Genomic DNA, 23642 nt, shown 5'->3' with positions numbered 1-23642 from the left:
GTTATTCCTCAGAAGGCTCAGGATTTGCCGCGCTGGAGCAGGGTCTGCAGCTCGTCGAGGACCACCTGGCTGGCTTCTTCGGGCGACCGTTGCCCCGAGAAGACCGCGCCAAATTCGCGGTTGATCAGGCCGGTCATGCTCGACACCGCAATTGGCGAGGAGATGTAACGCTCGAAGGTCTGAGCCAAGGGCAGCATCTGCACGAAACCCTGCTCGTTCTCCGGAAAATCGAGCGCGTCCAGAACAGAGTTCTGTGCCGGATACTGATTGTAGGTCTTGAAGGTTTCCGGGCTCAGCAGGTAGCGCACGAAAGCCCAGGCCTCTTCGGGATGCTTGGTATTGGGGTTGATGCCCAGAGCGCGCCCCCCAAGATGGGAGATCCGCTTTTCGCTGCCCGCGGGGATCAGGCCGGTCAGGAGCGGCATTTCGGACTGGGCCTGAGCGGCACGGAAGGTCTGCGGCGGGAAGAAGGTGATGGCGCAATCGCCCCGGCCCAGGCCGCCGATCAGTTCGGGGTCACCCCAGCTGTTGACGGTGATCAGGCTCTCCGGCGCGCTTCCCGAGGCGAAGAAATTGTTGAAATAGGTCATGGCCCCGGCGATGTCCTCGGCCGTCGCCACCACTTCCCAGGTGCCGGGCGAAGTCTCGTCGACCAGCGTCGCGCCATTTGACCAGAGATAGTAATTGACCAGCGTCCACATGCCGCTGTCTGGCGAACTGCCCGCAGGGAAGCAAAGCCCGAACTGACCATTACCGACGCTGAGGGCCTCAGCCGCAGTCGCAAGCTCTTCCCAGGTATCGGGCAAGGCGACGCCGGCAGCTTCCAGCAAATCGGGACGGTACGCCATGGCGAATGTGTCGGCCGACCAGGGCATGCCATAGATCTTGTCGTCGAGCGTGGCCAATTCGAGCGCAAGGAAGTCGTCGATGCCCGCGCCCGGGGCCTCCGCCTCGATCAGCGGCCCGAGCTCGAGGAGCAGATTGGACCTGGCCAGGTCGCGGGTCCAGACGAAGGCCATGTGCTGAATATCTGGACCAGCGCCTGCCGGCACTTCGCGCGCCAATTGTGCAAGAGTATCACCACCGGCCATGGTTTCCATGCGGACCTGGATATTGGGATTGCTGGCATTCCAGGCATTGATGGCTTCTTGAAGCCCTGCCGTCTCCGTCGGAGGATCGAACTGGCGGAAAACCAGGCTCACCTGGTCTTGTGCATAAGCGGGCGTGGCAAGCGCGACAAGGCAAGTCGTCATCAGCGCCGCATGGCGCCAAGGTGTCATCTTCATTGCAATCCTCCTCATGGGCCTGACGCCCGAGCCGATATGCCGGCCATGTTCCTTCCGAGAGCCTCGCGCTATGCGCAATTTGATTGTGTTCGCTTCCCGCCCCACTCCCCCGGGGCCCATCCACGCTCACAGCTTGGCGCCAAAGCGCTCATACGCGGCGCTCTCTGATGTAGTGAGTACACCGGGCATACTGGACGTCAAATGCAAAGGTGCGATACGATATGCACAAATCGCATAGGAAGAGACATGCGCGAGCTGCGTCAATTCGTGGAAGTGGCGAGCCGACACTCCATCTCGGCTGCAGCCAAGCATCTCAACATCTCCCAGCCCGCCTTGTCGCGTGCGATCCAGAAGCTTGAAGACAGTTATGGAGCGCCACTGTTCATCCGCAACGGGGCCGGCGTAGCCCTTAGTCCATATGGCTCGGCGCTTTATAGCCGCGCGGTCCGCATCCTCCCCGCGCTCGACGAGGCCCGCGAGGAAATCGAGCAATTGCAGGGGCGTGCGAAGGCGGCGATCCGGATTGCTTCGGGCGACCTCTGGGGCCTTGCAATCCTTCCCGAGGTCACCCGCGAGTTCGCGCTGACACACCCCCATGTCGTGGTTCAGGTGGAAATCGCCGATGAGGGCACGCGGCTCGAAGGCCTGAGGAACGGGGTCTACGACCTTGTGTTCGGCACGTTCTCCGACCGATACACGCCGTTGGTCAAAGTGGAATTTCGCCCGCTCGTGCGTCAGGCCACCTTCATCTATTGCGACCAGAACCACCCCTTGCGACAGCGCCGTCTGGTGAGCATCGAGGAACTTCTCGCGCATCGCTGGATCAGCCCCGGATATGAGGACGACGCAGGTCCTGGAATGCTGGGACGGATGTCGCGTGACTTTGCGGCCCGCGTCGACACGATGATGAACGCCTTGCTGCTTCTGCGGCAGTCGCCTTTCCTCATGTCGGCATCGAGCGGCTTTCAGAGCCTGTTCCGCACATTCGGTATCGAGGCCCTACCCATCGAGGATGCGGGTCATGCAGATGATTCCGGCGTCATCTACCCGCCTCGCTCGCTGGAGCGGAGTGCGGTGAGGGATTATCTGCAGCTGGCGCGCAAAACAGTGTCGAAGCTGCAATTGCCGACCATCGAGTAGCATCCCCGGCGAGCCGAAATCTTCGCGACCGCTACCGCGGCACGTAGCGCAACCGGTACCTCCGAGGGTCGAAATTCAAATTTTTCGCCCGGGCGGCAACGACGCCATGGTGCTGCGGCATCACGAAAAAACGCGCCTTCGAAAACCCATCCAATCTTGACGCGCATAGCAGCCATGCAAATGCGCTTGACAAGAGCGACAGGAGCAACCAGAAATTGCAAACGTTTGTAATCTAGTTGCAAACGCTTGTATTTGAGGAAAGTGCAACGTGTCCAGTCGTGGGAAAACGCTGAAAGAGCTCGCTGAGCACCTGGATGTGTCGATCACGACCGTGTCTCGTGCCTTGGCCGGCAATGACAAGATTGCGCTCAAGACCCGAGAACGCGTCGCGGAAGCCGCGCGACAGCTTGGCTATGTTCCAAATGTCGCCGCGCGCCAGCTGGTGTCGGGCCGCAGCGGTTTTGCCGGGCTGGTTCTTCCCGTGCGCGGACCCAATTTCGTCGATTCCTATATCGGGGAATTTGTCACCGGGCTGGGCGAAGGACTGGTCGAACACGGCATGGATCTGTTCCTAGCCACGGCTCAGGCGGGGCAATCGGAACTCTCGGTGCTCCGTCACGTGGTGGAATCAGGGCGCGCCGACGGGGTGGTGCTGCTGCGCATCGCCGAAGTGGACGAGCGGGTCGACTATCTGCTCAAGCGCAACATTCCCTTCGTAACCCATGGCCGCATCCTTGACCAAAGCAAGCCGGTCAATTGGCTCGACGCCGACGGCGAAGCCGCCTTTGCCGAGGCATTCGATCTGCTTTACGACCTGGGCCACCGTCATTTTGGGCTGGTCAGTATCGCCGAGCCCATGATGTTCCGGCATCTGCGCGAACGGGGCCTTCGGCAGGCCATCGAGCGACGGGGCGATGATTCCGTGCACCTCGACATCGTGGCGGCGCCGCGCTTCGACCGCGAGGCAACCCTTTCCAGCGTGCGCACACTGATCGAGGCGCCGCAGCGCCCGACAGCGGTGCTCGGCCTGTTCGATGAACTTGCCCTCATGGTGCTCGAAGAAGCCGGCCGTGCCGGCATTTCCGTGCCCGGCGATCTGTCCGTCGTCGGCTTCGACAATATCGGCGCGGCCGCCTATGCGCCACCCGGGCTGACCACTTTCGAAACCTCGACCCGAAGTGCCGGGCGGGAGATCGGCTCGATCCTGATCGAGGTCATCGAGGGCCGTAATCCGGCGCCTGTGACCAAGCTCGTCCGCCCCAGCCTGGTGACACGCGCCAGTCACGGGCCGGCACCGTCTGCAACGACATAACAAAAGGGAGACAATCACGTGAAAAAACAAATCTCTATGCTGGCCTGCGCCACATTGGCGTTCGCCCTCTCCGCTGGAATGGCACAGGCCCAGACCCTATTCTGGTCGACCCAGGCCGCCCCGGTGGAGGAAACCCAGAAGATGCGTGAGCAGGTGTTGGCGGGCTTTGAGGGTGGCGTGGACTACCAGGCCTCCGAGACGGGCCCCTTCCTCACCCGCCTTGCTGCTGAAATCCAGGCCGGTTCGGGCCAGATCGGCGTCGTCGGTTCGCTCCATGGCGACCTTTCGACCTATGCGGACAGCTTTGTCGATCTGTCCGATGTCGACCTCTCCGGCATCGCGGTCAGCGAGGCTTTCATGGACCTGGGCAAGCTGGGCACCGACGAGCAGAAATACCTCCCCTGGATGCAGGCCAACTACGTCATGGCGGCCAGCAGGCAGGCCCTCGAATATCTGCCTGAAGGTGCCGATCTCAACGCTCTGACCTATGACGACCTGATTGCCTGGTCGAAGGCGCTCGCCGAGGGTACCGGCTCGCCCAAGTTCGGCTTCCCGGCTGGTCCGCAGGGCCTCAAGCACCGCTTCTTCCAGGGCTTCCTGCTGCCGTCCTATGCCGGCTCGACCGTCACAAAGTTCCGCTCCGCTGAGGCCGTCGAAGGCTGGAATGCGTTCAAGGAACTCTGGCAGTATACCAATCCCGCCTCGACCAACTACGCCTTCATGCAGGAGCCCTTGCTTTCGGGTGATGTGTGGGTGGCGTTCGACCACATCGCGCGGCTGGCCGATGCCTTCAACCAGCGCCCCGAAGACTTCGTGGCCTTCCCTGCCCCTGCCGGTCCGGCCGGTCGGGGCTTCATGCCGGTTCTGGCTGGCATTGCCGTTCCCGCCAGCGCACCGGACATCGATGCGTCCAAGGCCTTGGTAGCCTATATGATGCAGCCCGAGACGCAGGTCGCAACGCTTCGGGCCACCAATTTCTACCCGGTGACCGACGCCGCGCTTCCCGCAGACCTGCCGGAATCGGCCAAGGCCCTCGGCCCCGCCATCAATGCCATGACCACCGCGGACGATGCCCTGCCGGCGCTTCTCCCGGTGGGTCTGGGTGATCTCGGTGGGCAGTTCAACCAGGTCTATACCGACACGTTCGAGCGCATCGTTCTAGGCAACCAACCGGTCGAGGATGTCCTCAACCAGCAGGCCGATACCCTGCGCGGCCTCATGAACCAGGCCAATGCCCCATGCTGGCTGCCGGATGCTCCTTCCGAAGGCGCCTGCCCGGTCGACTAAGTTTCTCCTCCCCCGAGAAAGCCGCCCGGCGTCGCAAGATGCCGGGTGGTGGAACCGTTACCGGAGCCTCCAAGATGCAAGCCAAAGCGCTGCCTTACCTTCTATTGCTGCCGGCAACGGTCTTCCTGCTGGTCTTCTTCGTCTATCCCTTCGTCGAAATCGCCGTGCTGGCGTTCAGCCGCAATGGCAGCTTCTCGCTGCAGCCGCTGACCACGATGGCGACCCACTGGAAATTCGGCTCGGCCTTAGGCTGGACGCTGCTGCTTGCGGCCGTCGTGGTGCCCATCCAATTGGCCATGGCGCTGTCGATGGCCACCATCGTCACAAAGCTGCAAAAGGGTCGCAGCGCGATCCTCTACATTTTCTCGATCCCGCTCGGCCTGTCGGACTTGGCCGCGGGCATCGTCTGGCTAGCCATTTTCGAGCAGTCCGGCTTTCTCAATTCCATGCTCCATGGCCTGGGTCTCGTCGACCAGCCGATCCTCTTCCTGGGCTACCAGAATATCTGGATCATTTTCCTCGCAGTCGTGCTGGCCGAGATCTGGCGGGCCACTGCCATCATGATGGTGATCCTGGTTTCCGGCATGGGCCTGATCCCCAAGGAATATTACGAGGCCGGGGAAGTGTTCGGCGCGAGCCCCTGGCAGCGCTTCGTCAAGATCACACTGCCCATGCTGCGCCCCAGCCTCCAATCAGCACTGATCCTGCGCACGCTGGCCGCCTTCGAGGTCTTCGCCGTTGTCACGGCCCTCGGCGGCACAACCCTGCCCGTCCTCATGGGTGAAACCTACAACTGGCAATTCGCCCTGCAGGACCGCAACGTGGCTGCCGCCTATGCCATGGTGATCCTTGGCATCTCGATTGTCGCCACCCTGTTCTTCCTGCGCGTGTTGCGCGTTCCCAAGGGGGCTACGATATGAGCGCCACGACGACTGCCAGCGACCAGCCCACCCCGGTACAGGCTACCCGTTCGGCAGCACGCTTCCTGTTCTGGGCCTGCGTGTTCCTCATCTGCGCCTGGGTGCTGGTGCCGATCTACCTGCTGATGGTCAACGCCCTGTCGTCGCCTGAACAGGTCAGCGGCTTTCCCAAGAGCGGCTTGCCGGGCTTTGACTTCTCCTCGCTGCAGTTCTTCGCCGGCTTTTCCGGGGTGGGCCGCGCCCTATGGAACTCGGTATCGGTCGCCGTGCTCACCATGGTGCTCTCGATCGGCATCGGTGCACCGGCCGGCTATGCGCTGTCGCGCTTCGACTTCCCCGGCAAGGAAGTGTTCCGCATGCTCGTGGTGATGACGCGCGCGTTCCCTTTGCCGCTTCTGGCGCTGCCGCTGGCTGTGATGTTCATCCGCACCGGGCTCGACGATACCGCCTTGGGCCTGGCCCTGGTGCATACCGTTCTGGCTCTGCCCTTTTCGGTACTCATCACCTTCTCGCTGTTCTCGGGCATTCCGCTTGAGCTCGAGGAAGCGGCGTGGACGCTGGGATGCAATCGCTGGCAGGCCTTCCAGAAGGTCGTGCTGCCGCTGGTCCTGCCCGGCATTGCCGCCTCTGCAGTCTTTGCCTTCACCATTTCCTGGAACGAGGTCTTCGCCGCTGCGGTGCTGACCATCGAAAACCGCACCTTGCCGGCTTTCCTGATCCAGAACCTCAATGTCTCGCCTCTTCATCTCAAGTTCGCCGGTGGCGCCGCGCTCGTCGTGCCCGCCCTCGTCTTCATCTTCGCCGTTCGCAAGTACCTGTTTGCGATGTGGGGCATCGCCAACCGGTAAGGAGTTCATCCATGGCTGAAATTGTTATCAAGAATGTCGCCAAGCGGTTCGGCGGCTTTACCGCCCTGCACTCGATCGACCTGACCATCACGGACCAGGAATTCATGGTCCTGCTCGGCGCCTCGGGCTGTGGCAAGACCACGCTGTTGCGCATCATTGCCGGGCTCGAAACGCCCAGCCAGGGCGAAGTGTGGATCGGCGGCAAGCGCGTCGACCACCTGCCCCCGCGCGAACGCGGCATTTCCATGGTGTTCCAGAACTACGCGGTGTTCCCCCATCTGACCGTGTTCGAGAACATCGCCTTCGGCCTGCGCATGAAGAAGCTGCCGCAGACCGAGATCGACCGGCGCGTCAATCGCACGGCCGAGCTGATGCATATCGAGCAGCTTCTGAAGCGCTATTCCGGCCAGCTTTCGGGCGGACAGCGCCAGCGCGTCGCGGTGGCTAGGGCGCTCGCCATGGAGCCGGACGTGATCCTGATGGACGAGCCGCTGTCCAATCTCGATGCGCTGCTACGCCTCGAAATGCGCGCTGAACTCAAGGGCGTCCTGGCGGACAGCAAGACCACCACGATCTACGTCACCCATGACCAGGTCGAGGCGATGTCGCTGGCTGACCGCATCTCGGTGATGAATGGCGGCAAGATCGTGCAGGCGGCGAGCCCGGTGGAAGTCTACCGCAATCCCGCAGCGCGCTTTGTCGGCAGTTTCATCGGCAATCCTCCGATGAATTTCCTGCCTGCCAGACGCGGCACAAATGGCCAGTTCCAGGTGGCTGGCCTCGAACTGCCGGGTCCCGTTGCCGGGGATGCCCTCGACTTCGCCATCCGTCCTGAAGATGTCGAGATCGCGCCGACCGGTTTTGTCGCCACCGCCCGGGTCATCGAGCCCTTGGGCGCGCACACGCTGGTGACCACGGAGGTGGACGGAAAACTCTTCCGGGCCGTGCTCGACAGCGATCTCAAGGTCGCCCCGGGCGACGAATTGCGTCTCGCGCCCAAGCCGGACCGGGTGCGCTGGTTCGATCCCGAAACCACGCTTGCCGTCTGAGCCGTACCGAACTTATTCCCGAAAGCCATTTCATGACGACCGACAAAGCTGCACTGCGCAACCTGGCCATCGACGTTCTTAAGGAGAACGACCAGGGCGATTACACAATCCCGACCAAGGGCCTTTACCCCTTTCAGTGGAACTGGGATTCCTGCCTGACGGCGCTCGGACAGGCCCATTTTGACGAGGCTCGCGCCTGGCAGGAAATCGAGACCCTGTTCGCGCATCAATGGCCCGATGGCATGGTCCCTCACATTGTCTTCCATGTTTATTCGGATGGCTACTTCCCCGGTCCCGACGTGTGGGACACCAAGCGTCCCACCGCCACCTCAGGCATCACCCAACCTGCCGTTGCCGGATTTGCGGTCAAGCGCCTGTTCGAACGCGCCAAGGATCGCGCCCTGGCGGAAGAAAAGGCGCGATTGCTGCTGCCGAAAATCGATAAATGGCACGACTGGTTCTACCGCAACCGCGACCCCAGGGGCGAAGGCCTGGTTGCCATTCTGCATCCTTGGGAAGCGGGTCGCGACAATTCGGTAGACTGGGACGAAGCCTTCGAGCGCGTGCCAACCGATGGCATTACCCCTTACACCCGCCGCGATACCCAGCATGCCGATCCGGCGCATCGTCCGACCAAGGCGCAATATGACCGCTATCTCTGGCTGGTCGAAAAATTCCGCTCGCTGGGCTGGGACAACACCAGGCTGCACGATGCCTCACCGCTCCAGGTCATCGACCCCGGGTTCAATGCCATCCTGTTGCGCGCCTGCGCCGATCTGGCCGCGCTGGCGGAAACGCTCGGCGAGACCGCTATTGCCGCCGCCAACAGGGCACGAGCCGAAAAGGGCATCGCCGCCCTCGACGCGCTCTGGAGCGACAGCCATGGCCTTTACCTCTGCAAGGACCGCACCACCGGCCGGCTGATCGACAGCGCCTCCCTCGGCGGCATGCTGCCCGCGCTGGCCGATATTCCGGCCAGCCGCGCCGCCGCCATTGCCCGCACGATCGAACGCTGGTCGGCCAAGGTGAAGTTCATCGTTCCCAGTCAGGATCCGGATGATCCGCGCTTCGAAGCCAAGCGCTATTGGCGCGGCCCGGTCTGGCTCGTCACCAATTACATGATTGCCGATGGCCTTGCCGCCAACGGTGAAAGCGCCGTGGCTGAGCAGATCAGGGGCTCGAGCCTTGACCTGATTACCCAATCGGGATTTGCCGAGTATTATGACCCCATCACGGCAGAGCCTTGTGGCGGCGGTCGCTTCACTTGGACGGCCGCCATGGTGCTCGAATTTCTGGCAGAACCGACAAGATGAACATCCTCGCCATCGGCGCGCATCCTGACGACATTGAGATCTACATGTTCGGCACATTGGCCGCCTGTGCGGCCCGTGGCGACCGGCTCGACTACGTCATTGCCACCGATGGCGCCAAGGGCGGCAACGGCGATCCGGTCGCCCTCAGCGCCCTGCGGAAGAATGAAGCCCGCAGCGCCGCGGCATTGCTGGACGCAAAAGTGCATTTTCTGGATTTTGCTGATGGCGAGCTGGTCCCGGACCAGTCGCTGATCCTCACTCTCAAGTCTATTATTGCCGAAATGGATCCGGACCTGATCCTGACGCATCCTGCCATTGATTATCATGGCGACCACCGGGCGCTCAGCGAAGCGGTGCGGATTGCCGCGTCGTTCAGCGCGCCGGTGCTCTATTGCGATGCCCTGCGCGGTGTCGGACCGATGCCCTCCTACTACGTCGACATCACCGCGCATCGGGCAAAGAAGGCAATCGCCATCAACGCGCATGCATCCCAGGACCCAGAACGTTTTGTGGTCGCGTCCGAGCAATTGTCTGCCTTCCGCGCCAGCCAGGCCAATGGCGCCGCCGAGAGCCATGCCGAGGCCTTTCACTTCGAGCCCATATTCCCCTTTGTCGACATCCGAGCCCTTCTCCCCCCCGCCCCGCCCGTGCATCCGGTGGCCAACCGCGCGCGCATGCGGCGGCTCCAGGAGCCAAGCCAGCAATCATAAAGAGGGGACGTCCAACCTGAAATAGGCTTCTTGCGTGCACAGCGTTTCAAACCAGCACCGGGTCATGTACGGAAGTATGTTCTTCGCTGACCTACCAGCACATGCGTTTCGGAAAGGCCATGCTTACCCGAAGGCATGACCCGTCACTTCCTCTTAGTGACTGCGTCGCGAACGGTGTCTTGCATGCCTTGATCAAGCGAGAACCGCGGCGACCATCCGAGAATCTCTTTGTTCTTTGCGATATCGACCTGCAGAGAGTCGGTCAGCCGCACCGCCGCATCCTTCTGGCCTGCAACTCTGGCCAACAGACGCAAGAGCCCTATCGGAACAGGGAGCAGCTTGACGTTTCGATTCATATGGCGTGCCAGAACCCGTACGAGTTGAGGCGTGGACATGTCAGCACCGTCAGACGCCAGGAAAGTCTCATTGGCCGCTGCCGGATGGTCTATGCAGGTCATGATCAAGTCGACAAGGTTGCCGACATAGACAAAAGACCGCTGATTACGGACCATAGCAAGAGGCAGCGGGTAGCCGCGTCGAACCCATTCCACAATGCGGATGAAATTGCCACCAACACCGGGGCCATAGACCAGCACCGGACGGACCACGACGATCTCGATGCCAGTCATTCGCGCCAAGTCATGCAGTTCTTGTTCGGCTTCCCACTTGGAAATTCCGTAGGCATCCTGTGGATCAGGCTGATCGTCGGCCAGAAAGGGTCTACCGGGGCGCGTTTCCTCCCCGTTCACCTTTATCGAACTGACAAAGATCATGCGGCGCACGCCTGCTGCTGCCGCCTGTCGCGCCAGTCCAAGCGTCCCAGCCACGTTGGTGGTGCGAAACTCCTCCAACGGATCGGCAGCCCGATCCCTCATCACATGGACGCGTGCGGCAAGGTGGATAACGGTGTCCACATCTTGCAGAGCAGCGCTCCAGTCGGTGCTGCCATCGATAGCGCCCATGGCCTCGATGCCGGGACGAGCTGTGCGGCTGATGGCGCGATAGTGCTTTGCATCGGCCCGAAGCCGATCGAGCAAGGCGGCTCCTACGAATCCTCCGGCACCTGTCACCAGCAGCATGGTCATCTCCGTGTGGGCGCGGGTCCTCTGGCCTTTGCCAGTCCCTAGCGAAATGGCGAGATGGTTGCAACATGCGGCAAGCTGGGCGGACTGCGTTTCACTGCGCGCAGATTGCATCACTACCGGGATATTTAGTCGAACGGTTGTTAACCGGGATCAAAATTGGCTTGCTTGCCTGGAACTGCCCGGACTAGGACGGGGCTCGCACCGTGGAAATGGCCAGCATGCCGTCTTATGTTTTCTCCATCTTAGTTGTGTTGAGCGCTGCCGGTTTTGCTTGGCTGATGGCCGCGCTCGTGCAACGCAATGCGGTGCGGCTACGGCTGGTACAGGTACCCAACGAACGCTCCTCGCACCGGACGCCGACCCCCAGCGGCGGCGGAATCGCAATTGCAATGGCGTCCCTCTTTGCGGGCCTCGCGTTGCTGCCGTCATCCTTTGCACTGGCGGCATGGGGCGCAAGCCTGGTGGCAGCACTGCTGGGACTTGCCGACGATCGGATGGATCTTCCGGCCCTGTTTCGCTTAGGCGTACAGTTCGTTCTGGTTATGGTGCTGCTCGGTGCTGCGGGCAACCTGCCGCCTCTGACGATATCAGGTTTGATCGTGCCGCAAGCGCTGCTTTACGTCGGCCTTGCCCTGGCAGGGGTGTGGTGGATCAACCTGTTTAATTTCATGGATGGCATCGACGGAATTGCCGCATCAGAAAGCGTATTGTTATTGGCTGGCTTGATATTTTTCGCTCTAGGTAGCGGGCAAGATAGCGGCGCGGTCTGGCTGATGTGGTGGGGCGCGGCGGTGGCCAGCGCCTCGTTGGGCTTTCTGGTGCTGAACTGGCCTCCGGCGAAAATCTTCATGGGCGACGCTGGCAGCAATTTCCTCGCCACAGCCATATTCGCTATCGCGCTGGGTCTGCTGTCGGCAAACATTTTGGATTACAGCGTCGTTCTGATCCTGGCTGCCCTGTTCGTTGCTGATGCCACAGTGACGCTAATTCAGCGGGCATTCCGAGGAGAACGAGTCTTTTCTGCCCATCGCTCCCATGCATATCAGCGCCTCGCGCGCCGCTGGAACGGACATTTGCCGGTCACTTTGGCCTGCATTGCAGTTAATCTGACTTGGCTATATCCGTTGGCACTCTGGGCTCAAAGAGACCCCGCCATAGCATGGCTGGCCGTGCTGATGGCTTATGTCCCTATGGTGTTCATCTGCCTAATCGCTGGCGCTGGCAAGCCCGACTCGGAGACCCATGTTGCTACCGACTTGGCCACGCATGAAGAATAGACTTCTTAACTCGATCGGAAACCTTCCACGCTTCTGGAAGCGCCTAGTGCTTATGGCTTTTGACGCCGTTGCGCTGAGTTTTGCGCTGTGGGCTGGCTTCTCAATGCGCTACGGCTCCTGGACGCCGCCTCGCACCGGCGAGGAACTCCTGATCATCGCCACCGCGCCGATTGTCGCGATCCCGATCTTCATTCGTCTGGGGCTTTATCGCGCGGTTATCCGCTATCTTCCCGAGCGGGCCATATGGCGCATCCTGCAAGCAACAACACTTGCCGCGCTTGGCTGGGTTCTTTTGGTATTCCTCTCGGAAATGGCTGGTCGCGGCCTCGTGCCGCGCTCGGTGCCCATTCTCTATTGGGCAATCGCGACCATGTTGATCGGCAGCAGCCGATTTCTCGCAAAGAAGGCGCTGTGGTCTACAAATGCCAGCCAGATCAAGTTCCGTCCAATCCTGATCTATGGTGCGGGCAATTCAGGTGCGCAGTTGGTCAATGCGCTGCGCCGAGAGGGCACGCAGCGCATTGTCGGCTTCATCGACGATAACCGCGCGCTCCACGGCCGCGATGTCGCTGGCTTGCGCGTGTTTTCGCCCGCCAGCTTACCCAACCTGATCAGCCAGTATGGAATCGAGGAAGTCATCCTTTCAGCGCCCAACCTGAGCAAGGATCGGCGCCAAGAGATTGTGGCCAGCGTTGCCGGACACGGTGCGAAAGTACGGACTATTCCTGCGGTATCGGACCTGGTGGACGGGAAATACCTCGTCAGTCAAGTCAAAGAAATTGACATCGACGAACTGCTGGGTCGCTCCTCGGTACCATCGGACCCCGAGCTTATTCGCCAGATGGTTGAGGGGAAGACGATCCTTGTAACCGGTGCTGGAGGCTCAATCGGCTCAGAGCTGTGCCGACTGATCGTCAAGTGGGCGCCACAGCGACTAGTGCTGTTCGAGGCCAATGAGTTCGCACTCTACCAAATCGACCGCGAGCTTCGAGCGCTGCACGACCCCGCGATCGTGCCCGTTCTTGGCTCGATCGTGGACTCAACAGCAGTACGTCGCGCGATCCAAAATCACGGCGTGCAAATCGTTTTCCACGCCGCTGCCCACAAGCACGTACCGCTGGTGGAAGCTAATGCCCTGGAAGGTTTGCGAAATAACGTATTTGGCACCAGGACGGTGGTGGATACGGCCTTCCACCTAGGCGTTGAGCGCTTTGTGCTGATCTCGTCCGACAAGGCTGTGCGGCCGACCAACGTGATGGGTGCAACCAAGCGCTGGGCCGAGCTGATCGTGCAGGAAAAGGCTATTCGGGCCGATCGGGAGAAGACGGGACAGCTTTTTTGCGCAGTTAGGTTCGGCAACGTGTTGGGCTCCAATGGCTCAGTGGTTCCACTGTTCAAGGAACAGATCGCTCATGGTGGACCGGTGACGCTGACTGATCCGCAGATGACACGCTATTTCATGTCCATCCACGAGGCAGCCGAACTCATCGTGCAAGCCGGCGCACTTTCCGAAGGCGGCGGCGATGTGTTTCTGCTGGATATGGGCGAGCCGGTGCTGATCCGCGACTTGGCCACAAACATGATTAACTTGGCGGGCTTTTCGGTAAAAACGCCGGGCAATCCCGATGGAGAAATCGAAATCGTAGTCACCGGCAAACGCCCGGGCGAGAAGATGTATGAAGAGCTGTTCTACGATGACACGAATGTCTCGGTGACGCGCCAACCCAAGATCATGCGCTCGCTGCAGCAGGATACGACTGACCGGGACGTTCTGGACGCGCTGGCTCAACTCGAGCACGCCCTGCTGGACGAGAACGAAGTCGAGGCCCGCCGCATCTTGTTCAATTTCATCCGGCAGTGATCGACTGGTGCGCCCGCGCGCGGGCCGCGTCCGTCCCGGTATCGCATAGGCATGTGGTCGGCTGCACTCGCTTGGGCTTTGTAAAGCACCCGTCTTGCGGCGGGATTGCGGTGATCATGCTGGACACAGCAGTCAGCAGGCGCTCGCATGCCCTGAGGGGCTCAAACTGACGGGCCGGTTCAGTCAGCAGGTTCTCCGCATCGCCTTGGCGGAGCTTGGTCACCACTCCTGGCTCGAAAGGCGCCTTTGTGGGTGGCACATGACCGATCGGCACCGAGACATCTGGGCAACGCCGCTGTCGACAATGAGGTACTGATCAGTGCAGAGGGGGACGCCTCCAGTGCACACTCTTCGCACTCCGCCCCTCTGGGTAAGCTTAAACGGATGAGTGCCGGGCCAGCGTTGCCAGCACGTCCGTCGCCATTTGATCCATAATTGCCTTGCGGCTGTACGCGGCAATGAAGGATGGGCGAGGAGTGGAAGCGAGCGAGATGCGTTGAAGGGCAGCAATGGCATCGTCAACGTTGCAGGGCTCGAAGACCGCTGAGTTCGGCAATTTCTGCTCGCAAAAACTGCGGGAGAAGCCTGCCAGGCCAGCCCAGATGGGTTTGTCGGTCGCCCCGTACTCGAACAGTTTTGAGGGCAGAACCTTCTTGAAGGCGTCGTGGTCGTTGAGATGCAGGAACAGGATGTCAGCTTGGCGATAGGCCTCGATCAACTGCAGGCGGCGTACTGGCGGCAATATATCGACATTGCTCACGCCGAGTCGCGCCACCTCCTCCCGGAGCAACGCCAGGCGCCCTCCATCGCCGATGATCAAGAAGCGATGGGAGCCATGTAGGCGGCGCGCGAGTTCTGGCACCACAAGGTGCAGCCCCTGCCCTTCTCCTATGTTGCCGGCGTAGAGCACTGTCGCGACCGGCTTGGGAGCAACGTCCGCTGAATGGGGGATATTCAGAAATTCCCGGTCAATTCCATTAGTGAAATAGGAAAAGGCGCTGCGGGGGTATCGTGCGGTGAAATAGCCTGAGAAGCCCTCCGACACGAGGTTGACCTTGCTCGCACGGCGCACAGTCCACTGCTCCAGCAGCGAAAAGACCGGGCTCAGCGGTCTGGCGATACGGCCTGGTAGCACGTCCTTGATCGTGTCGACAAAGATGTCCCGAATATCGAGGTAAAGTGGGACGCGCTTGAGCCGGCTCACGAGCGCCGCCAGCGCCGCCGTCATGAGTCGCGAGGAGGTGCCATAGACCAAATCATAGCGCTTGTGACGGGTGAGCCTCATGACCCCTTTTGCATAACTGAGGAAGGCTTTGGCCTGGTCAACCATGCCACTTTTGTGAGCGGGTAGCGCTACACGATGGATCTCCACCACCCCGCTGCGCTCATGCTGGAGCGCGTCGTTGGAAAAGCTGATATACCGGTTGGGCAGCGTCGTGATGATCTCGATTTCTGCACCAGGCGGCAGCTGATCGAGCAGCGAGTCCACCAGCGCCGACATTCGAAACGAGCCAGCGGAAAGATCGGGCGTGTAGTAGAAGCTGAGTACGAGTATCTTCATTGCCTCACCACGCAAATGTCGTTGTGGCGGTCCCGCCCGAAATCTGGACGGCCAGCACTTTTGATGGGATGGACTGGCCAAAACGGGGATGCCAGGTGGATGCAGCGAGCGTCATGGCGTCCGCACCCGTGGTCGACACGTGCATCGTCTTCCCGGACGCCAGCGGTAGAAGCTCGGGGGCTATGGCGGCGATGTCTGGATGAAGGTGAAAGCGGGCCTCAGAGGTTGGACCGGATCGAGACAGTTGGTCCTGGATGACCAGTCTTCCCGGTGTGAAAGTCCATGTACGGGTATGGATTAGGCCGAGCGTTGGCTGGTAACCGTCATGAGAGCAGGCCACCCGAACAAGATCGGCTTCCTGATGCAGTGTCATCCCTGTGGGATGGGCTCGTCGGCCGACACGGAAGCCGGACCACACATCGGACGAATTGAGCGCGCCAACGATCAGTGTGTTGTGGGCGGCCGTACCGCGCTGGCGCAGGCGCTCAGGGGAAAGACCATATTCGGAGGTACCGGAATTGACAAAGACGCGACGACCGGCGACCGACAGCTCAAAGCTCAGGGTGTCGGCATGGGCATGGCCTGGCTGATAGTCGGGCCCAACAGGCGCAACATCGATCAGAGCGACGCAGTCGCCAAAGCTAACGCGGAGATAGCCGCTGTCCCTTAGGTGCACCAGTGGCGCGGCTTCGGCCCGCGGCAGCGTCAAGCCGAGCCGCGTGGCATAGGCGCTAAGCGCATCAAGCGATGGGGCAATACCGAAAGCGGCGTCATTGAAGAAGCCGATCTCGCCGTCGGGATGCGACATCGACTGCAGCCAGCGGAGCATCCGCTGTGCAGTCGGCCTTAGCTGCGCCGCCAGTCCTGCGCGATCGGCAAAGGCCTGGTCAATATTGATCAGATCGAGCACATCCTCGATGGCAAGGGCATGGTACATCGGGCTGCGTTCGAAATGCCCCCCGTCGGGCAGCACCTGTTCTGCTAATTCCCGGCGGAGGATGCCAAGCCCTATGCGCAGCCAGCGGTCTGCATCAGGTCCTTCAAAGTACAGGCCGCCATACACCAGTGCCTTGGCATTCGAGAAGAGGTGGTTGCCCAGCAGGTGGTGCTCAAGACGGCGTGTCAACCAATCCAATTGTATGGCGAGACTGGCTTCGACATCGGCATCAAGGGCATGCCCGGTCAAGGCCCATTTGATCCAGTTCACGATGCGCAGCGAGGTGGGGTAAGGCTCCCAGCCAGTCCCCACGCCGGGCGCATTCTCGGCAACCCAGCGTCGCAGCAAGCTTTGGTGCCAGTCGGCCCGCAAGGCGTTGTCGATGGCCGTTAGGTCAGAAAAATAGTGTAGATTGTATCGCCAGAGTCTCGGTACGGAGGCATCGTCCCACCCACCGGGATCGAGCTGGCGCACCTCGTTAAGCAGCAGGAATTCCGTCGGCCCGACCAAGCTGGGCGGGCCGGCAAACGTCTCAGCCCAGTGGCCAGAAGCGTCGCGGCGCCGGACTGCCACTGCGTTGGCAGCCCGAGGGCGCCGCAGCCGGTAGCCGATACGCCCATAGATTTGGATTGGCTTGAGATGGCGAACGGTTTCCCAGAGTCGCCGCACTTGGCGGATTCGGTTCATGTTGCCCTTACCTGCGGACTGGCCTTGGGCTTGCCCGGGCGGCTCTGCACGCACTTCTTTGCTGCCATTTTGGGTACGGCATCCATGTCGCGCCAGATACGAGTATCGCCTCCAGCTAACCGGGCAATTTTCGGCAAATCCATCGTGAAAGCCGTCCGCTGCTTAGCTGGATGCGTTCCCATGGCCTAGGAGGCCGCAGCTATTTGATCCTGCGCATCAATGCAGGCCCGCGCGACCTCAACCAATTCGGAATATGGGATAGGGCTCGCGCCCCCCGTGGAAACCGACTGTGCAAAGGCGGTTGCGCAGGCAACCTGACCTTTGTCCTGTCGCCAGTGACGAACGCTCTTGAGACTTGCTGCACCGTAGCTTTTGGTGGCGACGTAATTGTCTATGACCGCGATAGCGCCGCCGCAGAAGACCTCGACGCGTTCTTTGGGATAGCTGGGCGAACCGTTTGCGAGATAGTGCACAACAGCCGTTGAGCCATCCTCGAAACGCAGGGTGATATGTGCCTTATCGGAGGTCACCATCTTGGCGCCATCGCCGCCCATTGCAGCGGCGCGCACTTCGACAATCTTGGACCCGGTAAGGAAACGAGCAAGATCGATCAGGTGGCATGCCTCGCCAATGATGCGACCGCCACCGATCACAATATCCTGAGTCCAGTGATCGACAGGAATTGCTCCGGCATTCATCAACAGGATCAGAGATGCAGGTTCGCTCCGATTGTCCAGCCACGCCTTCACCGACCTGACATGTGAGGAAAAGCGGCGATTAAAGCCTACCATCAGCATTGGATTAGCAGCAGCCCGATAGGCAGCGTCGACCTGCTCAAGCTGTTCGACGGTGAGAGCAAGGGGCTTTTCAACAAAGACGGCCTTGCCGGCGTTCAACCCCTTGGCAATACTTGCTGCGTGATTTGAATGACGGGTAGCCACGGCAACAACGTTCATACCCGGATCGGAGAAAACCTGCTCCGCGTCCGTCGAAACGCGCTGGAAACCCAAATTCCTGCCGCCGGTCGTAGCCAGCGGTCCGCCCGTCGAGACTACAGTATTCAACGCAATTCCTGCGGCTTTGAACGCTGGCGCGAGCACACGGGATGCATAATTGCCGAAGCCGATGAAGCCGGCTACCGGCGATCCGGGAACCCGCGGCGTTGCAGGCTTGTCCGGCTGCGCAAGCGTAATTGTGCGCGCCGTTTTTGCTGTCGTCGCCGCCGGGCTGTCTTCAAACTCGAGGAGAACTCCGAGCGCGGTCGTGCTGTTGCTTATCAGAGCGTAGGCCGCTGCCGCATCTTCGAGGGCATAGCGATGGGTAATCAGCGCTTCTGGACTGAGCCCGCCATTTGCGAGCAATTGTAGGATCGCTTCAAAATTACGCTGCTCGGTCCAACGCACCATACCGATTGGATAGTCGTGTCCGTCCTGCTCATAGGCTGGGTCGTAGCGCCCCGGGCCATAAGAGCAGGATACCTGAAAGCTCAGTTCCTTGCGGTAAAACATGTCGCGGGAAATCGACAGGCCCACGACGCCGACCAGCACGATACGGCCGCGCTGCCGACTCATTTCCGCTGCCTGCTCGATGGGCTTGTTGGATGAGGTCGACGCAGCGATGATCACAGCGTCGGCGCCGTTGCCTCCCGTCAGGGCCACCACATGATCAACCGGATCAACGCCATCCGAAACGACGATGGTCCGCGCCCCAAATGTGTTAGCCAGCGTGCAACGGGCCGGATTCGGATCGATGCCGATGACTTGGCAGCCGTTGGCGCGCAACAGCTGTACGGTCAATAGCCCGATCAGGCCCAAACCAATGACCACCACCGTCTCGCCCAGTGTGGGATTGATCAAGCGCACGCCCTGCAGGCCGATGGAGGCGAGCACCGTGAATGCGGCAGCATCGTTTGAAACATTATCTGGAATACGTGCGCAAAGGTTGACCGGCACGCGAACCAGCTCAGCATGACTGCCGTTCGAAACCACTCGATCGCCAACAGCAAATCCAGAAACACCCTCGCCGACCGCGAGTACCACGCCGGCATTGCAATAGCCCAAGGGGATCTGTTCGCTCAGCTTCGACCGCACCGCCTCGACGGTGGTCAACAATCCGTCAGTCTTGGCTTTGGCCAAGACCTGTTTGACGCGATCAGGGTTCTTGCGCGCTTTCTCCAGCATGGAAGACTTGCCGAACTCGACGAGCATACGTTCCGTACCAGCGCTGACCAAAGTGCGTTTGGTCTCGATAAGCAAAGTCCCCGGCAAGACAACTGGCGCAGGTACATTCTCGATGACAGTTTCACCGTTTCCGATGCCCTGAAGAAGTTGCCTCATTCAATTTCCTGTCCATTGTGCCGTGGAGGAGCCAGGCGGCCTGACAAATGCCGGGACTATCGATACCAGCGAAGGCCGGATTGTGGTCGATGATCGGTAATCCAGGGTGACTGGCAGCAGCCCCTTAGAGGCGAGAATTGGCCTGCTTCTAGTCAGGAGAGCGCGCCAAATCAAGTCAGGGACCCGGGACACAACGCTCGCCATACTAATCCCGGGGCCTCACGCCACGACACCCCTGGGCTAGGCCGGCGCGAGTTCAGAGCGCATATTCCCTTTTTTGGGCAGTATGCCGCTGCTTGCGATGAGGAAGAAGAACAACGTCCACATAATTGCACCCGTGTAAGGCACACGAATTGGCGTATTCAGCAGATATGACACTGAGAGCAAAGCGCCAAATATGCTCCAGAGAAAGCTCGAGCAGCGGCCATAGCTACGAACCCAAACGAACACCAGAATGGCGGCAACGATCAGGCCAAATACCCCACCGCGATAGTAAAACTCCAAATACTGATTATGCGTCGAACCAAAAACTCCTGCCTCAGAGAAACCGGTTCCCAAAAGGAAGTTGACGTTAACAAGATCGAATTGCTCCAAAACATCAAAGCGGCCACCATCGAGACTTGTCTCCCCCGAAAGCATCGCCATCAATTTCAGAGAGATCAGTGCTTCTGGGTATAGCAGCATGAATAATATTAGTGCTGAGGCAAATGCTGCACCGGCCGCCCCGATCATTAAAAAGTATATCGACCTTCGCTTAGCCACTGCGAACAGAATGCCGAACATGAAAATCAAAAGAAACGGCTCTCTGGCGCCAGTGAAGATGATCCCTACAAACAAGACGGCTCTGAAAATCCACATCCATGGATCGCGTGAAATGAAAGAGGCACACAGCCCAATCGCCAGCACCGTAGGCCAATATACCCATACTTGGTAGATCACGAACACGTCGAAAACACTGCCATTTGCACGACCATCATTGAGCACATTTTGTAGCTGGTAGGGCAGCCAGATCAGCGTCACAACACTGATTGTGTATACACCGATGAGCAAAACCCGTTCAGGCGCGACGGATGGTTCCAGCCTCGTCATCAGACTGTAGGCGGAGAATCCCACAATCAGAGACGATAGGTATGACATTGAGAGGGTGAGGGAGAAATGCTCAGGATCGAGGATCCCGAAGAGCGCCGTAGGCAGAAGTATGCATACGAACAATGCTGCAAGAACAGACAGGGCCGAGACCGATCTGCATGCGAGAATGGCAATGGGGAACAGCGCAGCAATCAGCAAAGAGACAGGCAGACCCCTTGCCTCAAAGCTGAGCGAATTGAACAGCCCTGAACTGCTCAGAAAAACCGGCATGAACAGCAGCACGGAAATCAGGCTGACAGCCGCCTTCCGCCTGCCAGCCGCACCAGTAACTGAACCCTCCATCAGTTCCGAACTATTCACCGCAACACCCAATCTTTAGCGCACTGGACCATCAGTGCCACGCAGGGCCTGTTTGAGCAATTCTGCATCGGGGAAGTTCACCAGCACACCCATGCCCTTTTTCTGGAAGACCACCATACTGCCCACTGCGACGGCGGAGGCGCCACCCCGCTTCACTGCGTCGGCGATGTGACCGATGGTCCCGCTACCGCCCTGCGCAATTACGGGGATGGAAACGGCTTGAGTCACGCTGGCGATAAGCTCGATATCCTGCCCCTGCCAGGTGCCTTCGCGATCGATCGAGGTAAGGAGAATTTCGCCCGCGCCGCGCTGCTCGGCTTCCTTTGCCCATTCGACCGGATCGCGCCTTGTACGCTTACGGCCACCCTGTGTCGCGACACGGTATTGGCCGAACAGGTTCTTGCGCACGTCGATGGAGACGACCACGGCCTGGGCCCCATAAGCGTCGGCGATCTGGGTAATCAGCGCCGGATTGGTTTCGGCATGGCTATTGAGGATGACCTTTTCAAAGCCGATCTGGAACACCGAACGGGCATGCTCGAGCGTGCTGATACCGCCGCCATAACTGAGCGGCATGAAGCATTCGTCGGCAATGTCGCGCAGCACGGACAGATTGGGTGTCCGGCCTTCACGGGTGGCGGTGATGTCAACGAAGGCCAGTTCGTCAACTTCGAGCTCATTGAAGATGCGGACTGTATTGCAGGGGTCGCCGATATATTGAAAGCGCCCAAACCGCTCGGTTTTGACGAGGCTGGCATTGCGCAGCAGCAGGGTCGGGATAATCCGGGTTCTCAGCATTACAGATCCGCGAAATTCTGCAGCAGTTTCATCCCGAAGCGATGGCTCTTCTCGGGGTGGAACTGCGCGCCAAACAAGTTATCGGCGTGAAAGGCAGCGTCAAACTCGATCCCGTGCGTCGCTTTGAGGATTGAATGGCTGGGCTCGTCGACGTGTACGCAGTAGGAATGCACGAAATAAAAGCGCGGCTCTTCCGGCAGGTTGTCGGTCAGCGGGTCCGGCTGGGTTGGGCGCACCTCGTTCCAGCCCATATGCGGCACCTTGAGGCCAGGTGCAGGCGGAATGCGCGTCGTCTTGGCTGCCACCCAGCCCAGACCGGGCAGCCCGCCCTCATCGCTGCTACGCGTCATAAGCTGCATGCCAAGGCAGATGCCCAGCACAGGGATCTTCTCCTGCATGGCCTTGCGATCGAGCACCGCGCGCAGGTCGCCGCGATTGAGATGGGCCATGCCATTGTCGAAAGCGCCGACGCCCGGCAGCAAAATTTTCCTGGCCTTGCCGATAAGGTCGAGGTCGGAGGTTATCTGAACCTCGATGTCGAGGCGTTTAAACATGTTCCGGATGGAACCCATGTTGCCCACGCCATAGTCGATGACGGTAATCATGGCCTACTTCTTCGCCGGAAAGCAGTACTTGAGGTAAAAACTGGTTGGCACCAGGTTCATGCCGGCCAGGATGCGGAACAGGGGACGCAGGCGCTCGAAGCGCTGCTTGTAGGTCTTGAACTCCCACCACGACCGCGGGGGCGTCGCCATCACGCTGGCATATTCGTTGGCCGAGACTTCGATGCGTTTCTGGAAATAGGAGACCAGTTCGGGCTCCACCGTGGGCGGCGTATTATATTCAGCCCAGGCCTCTTCACGTGTCATCTTGCCGTTGCGCGCCAGCGCGGACAGCGTGTTGTTGCGCATGTCGGTGGAGAACTTCTGCGGCAGGTATACGCTGTGCAGGAAGGACGACATGCGGTTTTCGAGGTGGTGACCGCCGTAATATTTCCAGTCGAACTCTTGCTCGAGAAAGGCGCGCGCGTCTTCCTTGGAATAGTCGAGATACCAGAAAGGCCGGATCTTCCGGATTCGCGCCACGGTGGTCCACCACATAAAGCGGGAAAAGGTCATCAGCGGATAGGACGACAGTTTGCGGCGTCCGAACTGGCGATAAATGCTCTTGATGTAGCCGCCGTCGAAATAGTTGCGCCCAACCGGGGTGATGCCCTCAGTGACGAAGCTGTGGCCTTCGAGCACATATTGCACACCATGCTTCCAAGCGGCTCGATACATCACCTCGGCCAGCGCCAAATCGGTCGATGCCTCAATTTCCGCCACGCTGGCCATGAAGAACGACCGGAAGATATCGTCCGATTCCTTGTTGTCCACCACATGGGTATAGAGATCGATATCCAGGGCACTCAGCACCTTGCGGATATTTTCCGTGGCGATGGCGGTGTTCCAGGTATTGTCATAGTGTACGGCCAGCGGGCGGAGGCCCCACTCCTTTGCCAGATACACCATATAGGACGAATCGGTGCCGCCGCTGACGCCGATGACGCAATCATACTTCTTGTTGCGGCCGGCCTTCTTTATGTCGTCGATGATCTTGTCGAGCTTGGCCTTGCCCTCGGCCGTCCCGGTGCCGAACTGCTGCTTGAGCGTATCGACCTGGTGGCAGAAGTTGCACACGCCCTGCTCGTCGAAATGGATGCCGTTCACCCGCTCGTCGTAGATGCAGCGGGAGCAGACCCGCAGGCCGGCTTCGGCAATGTTGGCTGGGTTCGACATCGCGTCCA

The 23642-nt window shown here is 60.1% G+C and carries 19 protein-coding genes; 10 read left to right on the top strand and 9 right to left on the bottom strand.

The genetic code is table 11. The annotated features are described in order from the left end of the window. Window positions 1–17: 17 nt before the first annotated feature. The gene (locus VE26_RS02380; RefSeq protein WP_046103607.1) at window positions 18–1286 is read right to left on the bottom strand and encodes an ABC transporter substrate-binding protein; all 1269 of its coding nucleotides are present in this window, start codon (window positions 1284–1286) and stop codon (window positions 18–20) included. 246 nt (window positions 1287–1532) lie between these two features. Here VE26_RS02380 and VE26_RS02375 point away from each other — a divergent pair, with 246 nt between their 5' ends. The 8 genes from VE26_RS02375 (at window position 1533) to VE26_RS02340 (ending at window position 9865) form a co-directional block, all read left to right on the top strand. Beyond that, window positions 1533–2426 (top strand): LysR family transcriptional regulator, encoded by an 894-nt coding sequence (locus VE26_RS02375; protein ID WP_046103606.1) that lies wholly within the window; start codon window positions 1533–1535, stop codon window positions 2424–2426. Window positions 2427–2694: 268 nt separating this feature from the next. Further along, a complete protein-coding gene (locus VE26_RS02370) occupies window positions 2695–3738 on the top strand; it encodes a LacI family DNA-binding transcriptional regulator (RefSeq protein ID WP_046103605.1) in 1044 nt (347 codons plus the stop codon). An 18-nt stretch (window positions 3739–3756) separates the two neighbouring features. Further along, window positions 3757–5025: an ABC transporter substrate-binding protein gene (locus VE26_RS02365; RefSeq protein ID WP_244465611.1), complete on the top strand. Its 1269-nt coding sequence runs from the start codon at window positions 3757–3759 to the stop codon at window positions 5023–5025. A 74-nt stretch (window positions 5026–5099) separates the two neighbouring features. Continuing rightward, a complete protein-coding gene (locus VE26_RS02360; RefSeq protein ID WP_046103603.1) occupies window positions 5100–5945 on the top strand; it encodes a carbohydrate ABC transporter permease in 846 nt (281 codons plus the stop codon). After that, a complete protein-coding gene (locus tag VE26_RS02355) occupies window positions 5942–6793 on the top strand; it encodes a carbohydrate ABC transporter permease (RefSeq protein WP_046103602.1) in 852 nt (283 codons plus the stop codon). The genes VE26_RS02360 and VE26_RS02355 overlap by 4 nt, the downstream gene beginning before the upstream one ends. A gap of 11 nt (window positions 6794–6804) precedes the next feature. Further along, complete coding sequence (locus VE26_RS02350) at window positions 6805–7842, top strand: ABC transporter ATP-binding protein (RefSeq protein WP_046103601.1); 1038 nt, start codon at window positions 6805–6807, stop codon at window positions 7840–7842. Between the two features lie 32 nt (window positions 7843–7874). After that, a complete protein-coding gene (locus VE26_RS02345; RefSeq protein ID WP_046103600.1) occupies window positions 7875–9155 on the top strand; it encodes an amylo-alpha-1,6-glucosidase in 1281 nt (426 codons plus the stop codon). Further along, window positions 9152–9865 carry a PIG-L deacetylase family protein gene (locus VE26_RS02340; protein ID WP_046103599.1) on the top strand — a complete coding sequence of 238 codons (714 nt, stop codon included), beginning with the start codon at window positions 9152–9154 and terminating at the stop codon, window positions 9863–9865. Before VE26_RS02345 ends, VE26_RS02340 begins: the two co-directional genes overlap by 4 nt. Window positions 9866–10008: 143 nt before the next feature. Here the strand turns inward: VE26_RS02340 and VE26_RS02335 are convergent, their stop codons facing one another. Then, window positions 10009–10944, bottom strand: coding sequence for a UDP-glucose 4-epimerase family protein (locus tag VE26_RS02335; protein ID WP_200897204.1), 936 nt, complete (start codon window positions 10942–10944; stop codon window positions 10009–10011). A 224-nt stretch (window positions 10945–11168) separates the two neighbouring features. Between VE26_RS02335 and VE26_RS02330 the strand changes: the two genes are divergently transcribed. Both VE26_RS02330 and VE26_RS02325 read left to right on the top strand, forming a co-directional pair. Beyond that, complete coding sequence (locus VE26_RS02330; RefSeq protein ID WP_046103597.1) at window positions 11169–12227, top strand: MraY family glycosyltransferase; 1059 nt, start codon at window positions 11169–11171, stop codon at window positions 12225–12227. Window positions 12228–12279: 52 nt separating this feature from the next. Next, the gene (locus tag VE26_RS02325; protein ID WP_244465610.1) at window positions 12280–14088 is read left to right on the top strand and encodes a polysaccharide biosynthesis protein; all 1809 of its coding nucleotides are present in this window, start codon (window positions 12280–12282) and stop codon (window positions 14086–14088) included. Window positions 14089–14464: 376 nt separating this feature from the next. Here VE26_RS02325 and VE26_RS02315 read toward each other — a convergent pair whose 3' ends face one another. From VE26_RS02315 to VE26_RS02285, 7 genes are all read right to left on the bottom strand, one after another. After that, window positions 14465–15649: a glycosyltransferase family 4 protein gene (locus VE26_RS02315; RefSeq protein ID WP_046103594.1), complete on the bottom strand. Its 1185-nt coding sequence runs from the start codon at window positions 15647–15649 to the stop codon at window positions 14465–14467. A gap of 4 nt (window positions 15650–15653) precedes the next feature. Then, entirely contained in the window at window positions 15654–17327 is a 1674-nt protein-coding gene (locus VE26_RS02310) for a heparinase II/III family protein (RefSeq protein WP_244465609.1), read from the bottom strand. A 131-nt stretch (window positions 17328–17458) separates the two neighbouring features. Then, window positions 17459–19609 (bottom strand): bi-domain-containing oxidoreductase, encoded by a 2151-nt coding sequence (locus VE26_RS02305; RefSeq protein WP_046103592.1) that lies wholly within the window; start codon window positions 19607–19609, stop codon window positions 17459–17461. A gap of 240 nt (window positions 19610–19849) precedes the next feature. Next, entirely contained in the window at window positions 19850–21058 is a 1209-nt protein-coding gene (locus tag VE26_RS02300; RefSeq protein ID WP_152658685.1) for a hypothetical protein, read from the bottom strand. 15 nt (window positions 21059–21073) lie between these two features. Further along, window positions 21074–21856, bottom strand: a complete 783-nt coding sequence (locus tag VE26_RS02295) for an AglZ/HisF2 family acetamidino modification protein (RefSeq protein WP_046103590.1) — start codon at window positions 21854–21856, stop codon at window positions 21074–21076. After that, window positions 21856–22461: an imidazole glycerol phosphate synthase subunit HisH gene (gene hisH, locus VE26_RS02290; RefSeq protein WP_046103589.1), complete on the bottom strand. Its 606-nt coding sequence runs from the start codon at window positions 22459–22461 to the stop codon at window positions 21856–21858. The genes VE26_RS02295 and hisH overlap by 1 nt, the downstream gene beginning before the upstream one ends. Before the next feature lie 3 nt (window positions 22462–22464). Continuing rightward, window positions 22465–23634 carry an N-acetyl sugar amidotransferase gene (locus VE26_RS02285; protein WP_046103588.1) on the bottom strand — a complete coding sequence of 390 codons (1170 nt, stop codon included), beginning with the start codon at window positions 23632–23634 and terminating at the stop codon, window positions 22465–22467. Window positions 23635–23642: the final 8 nt, after the last annotated feature.

This window comes from Devosia chinhatensis (assembly GCF_000969445.1).
GTDB classification, from domain to species: Bacteria; Pseudomonadota; Alphaproteobacteria; order Rhizobiales; family Devosiaceae; genus Devosia; species Devosia chinhatensis.
The sequence above is the reverse complement of the archived record's forward strand: the minus strand, read 5'-3'. Positions and strand labels throughout refer to the sequence as shown.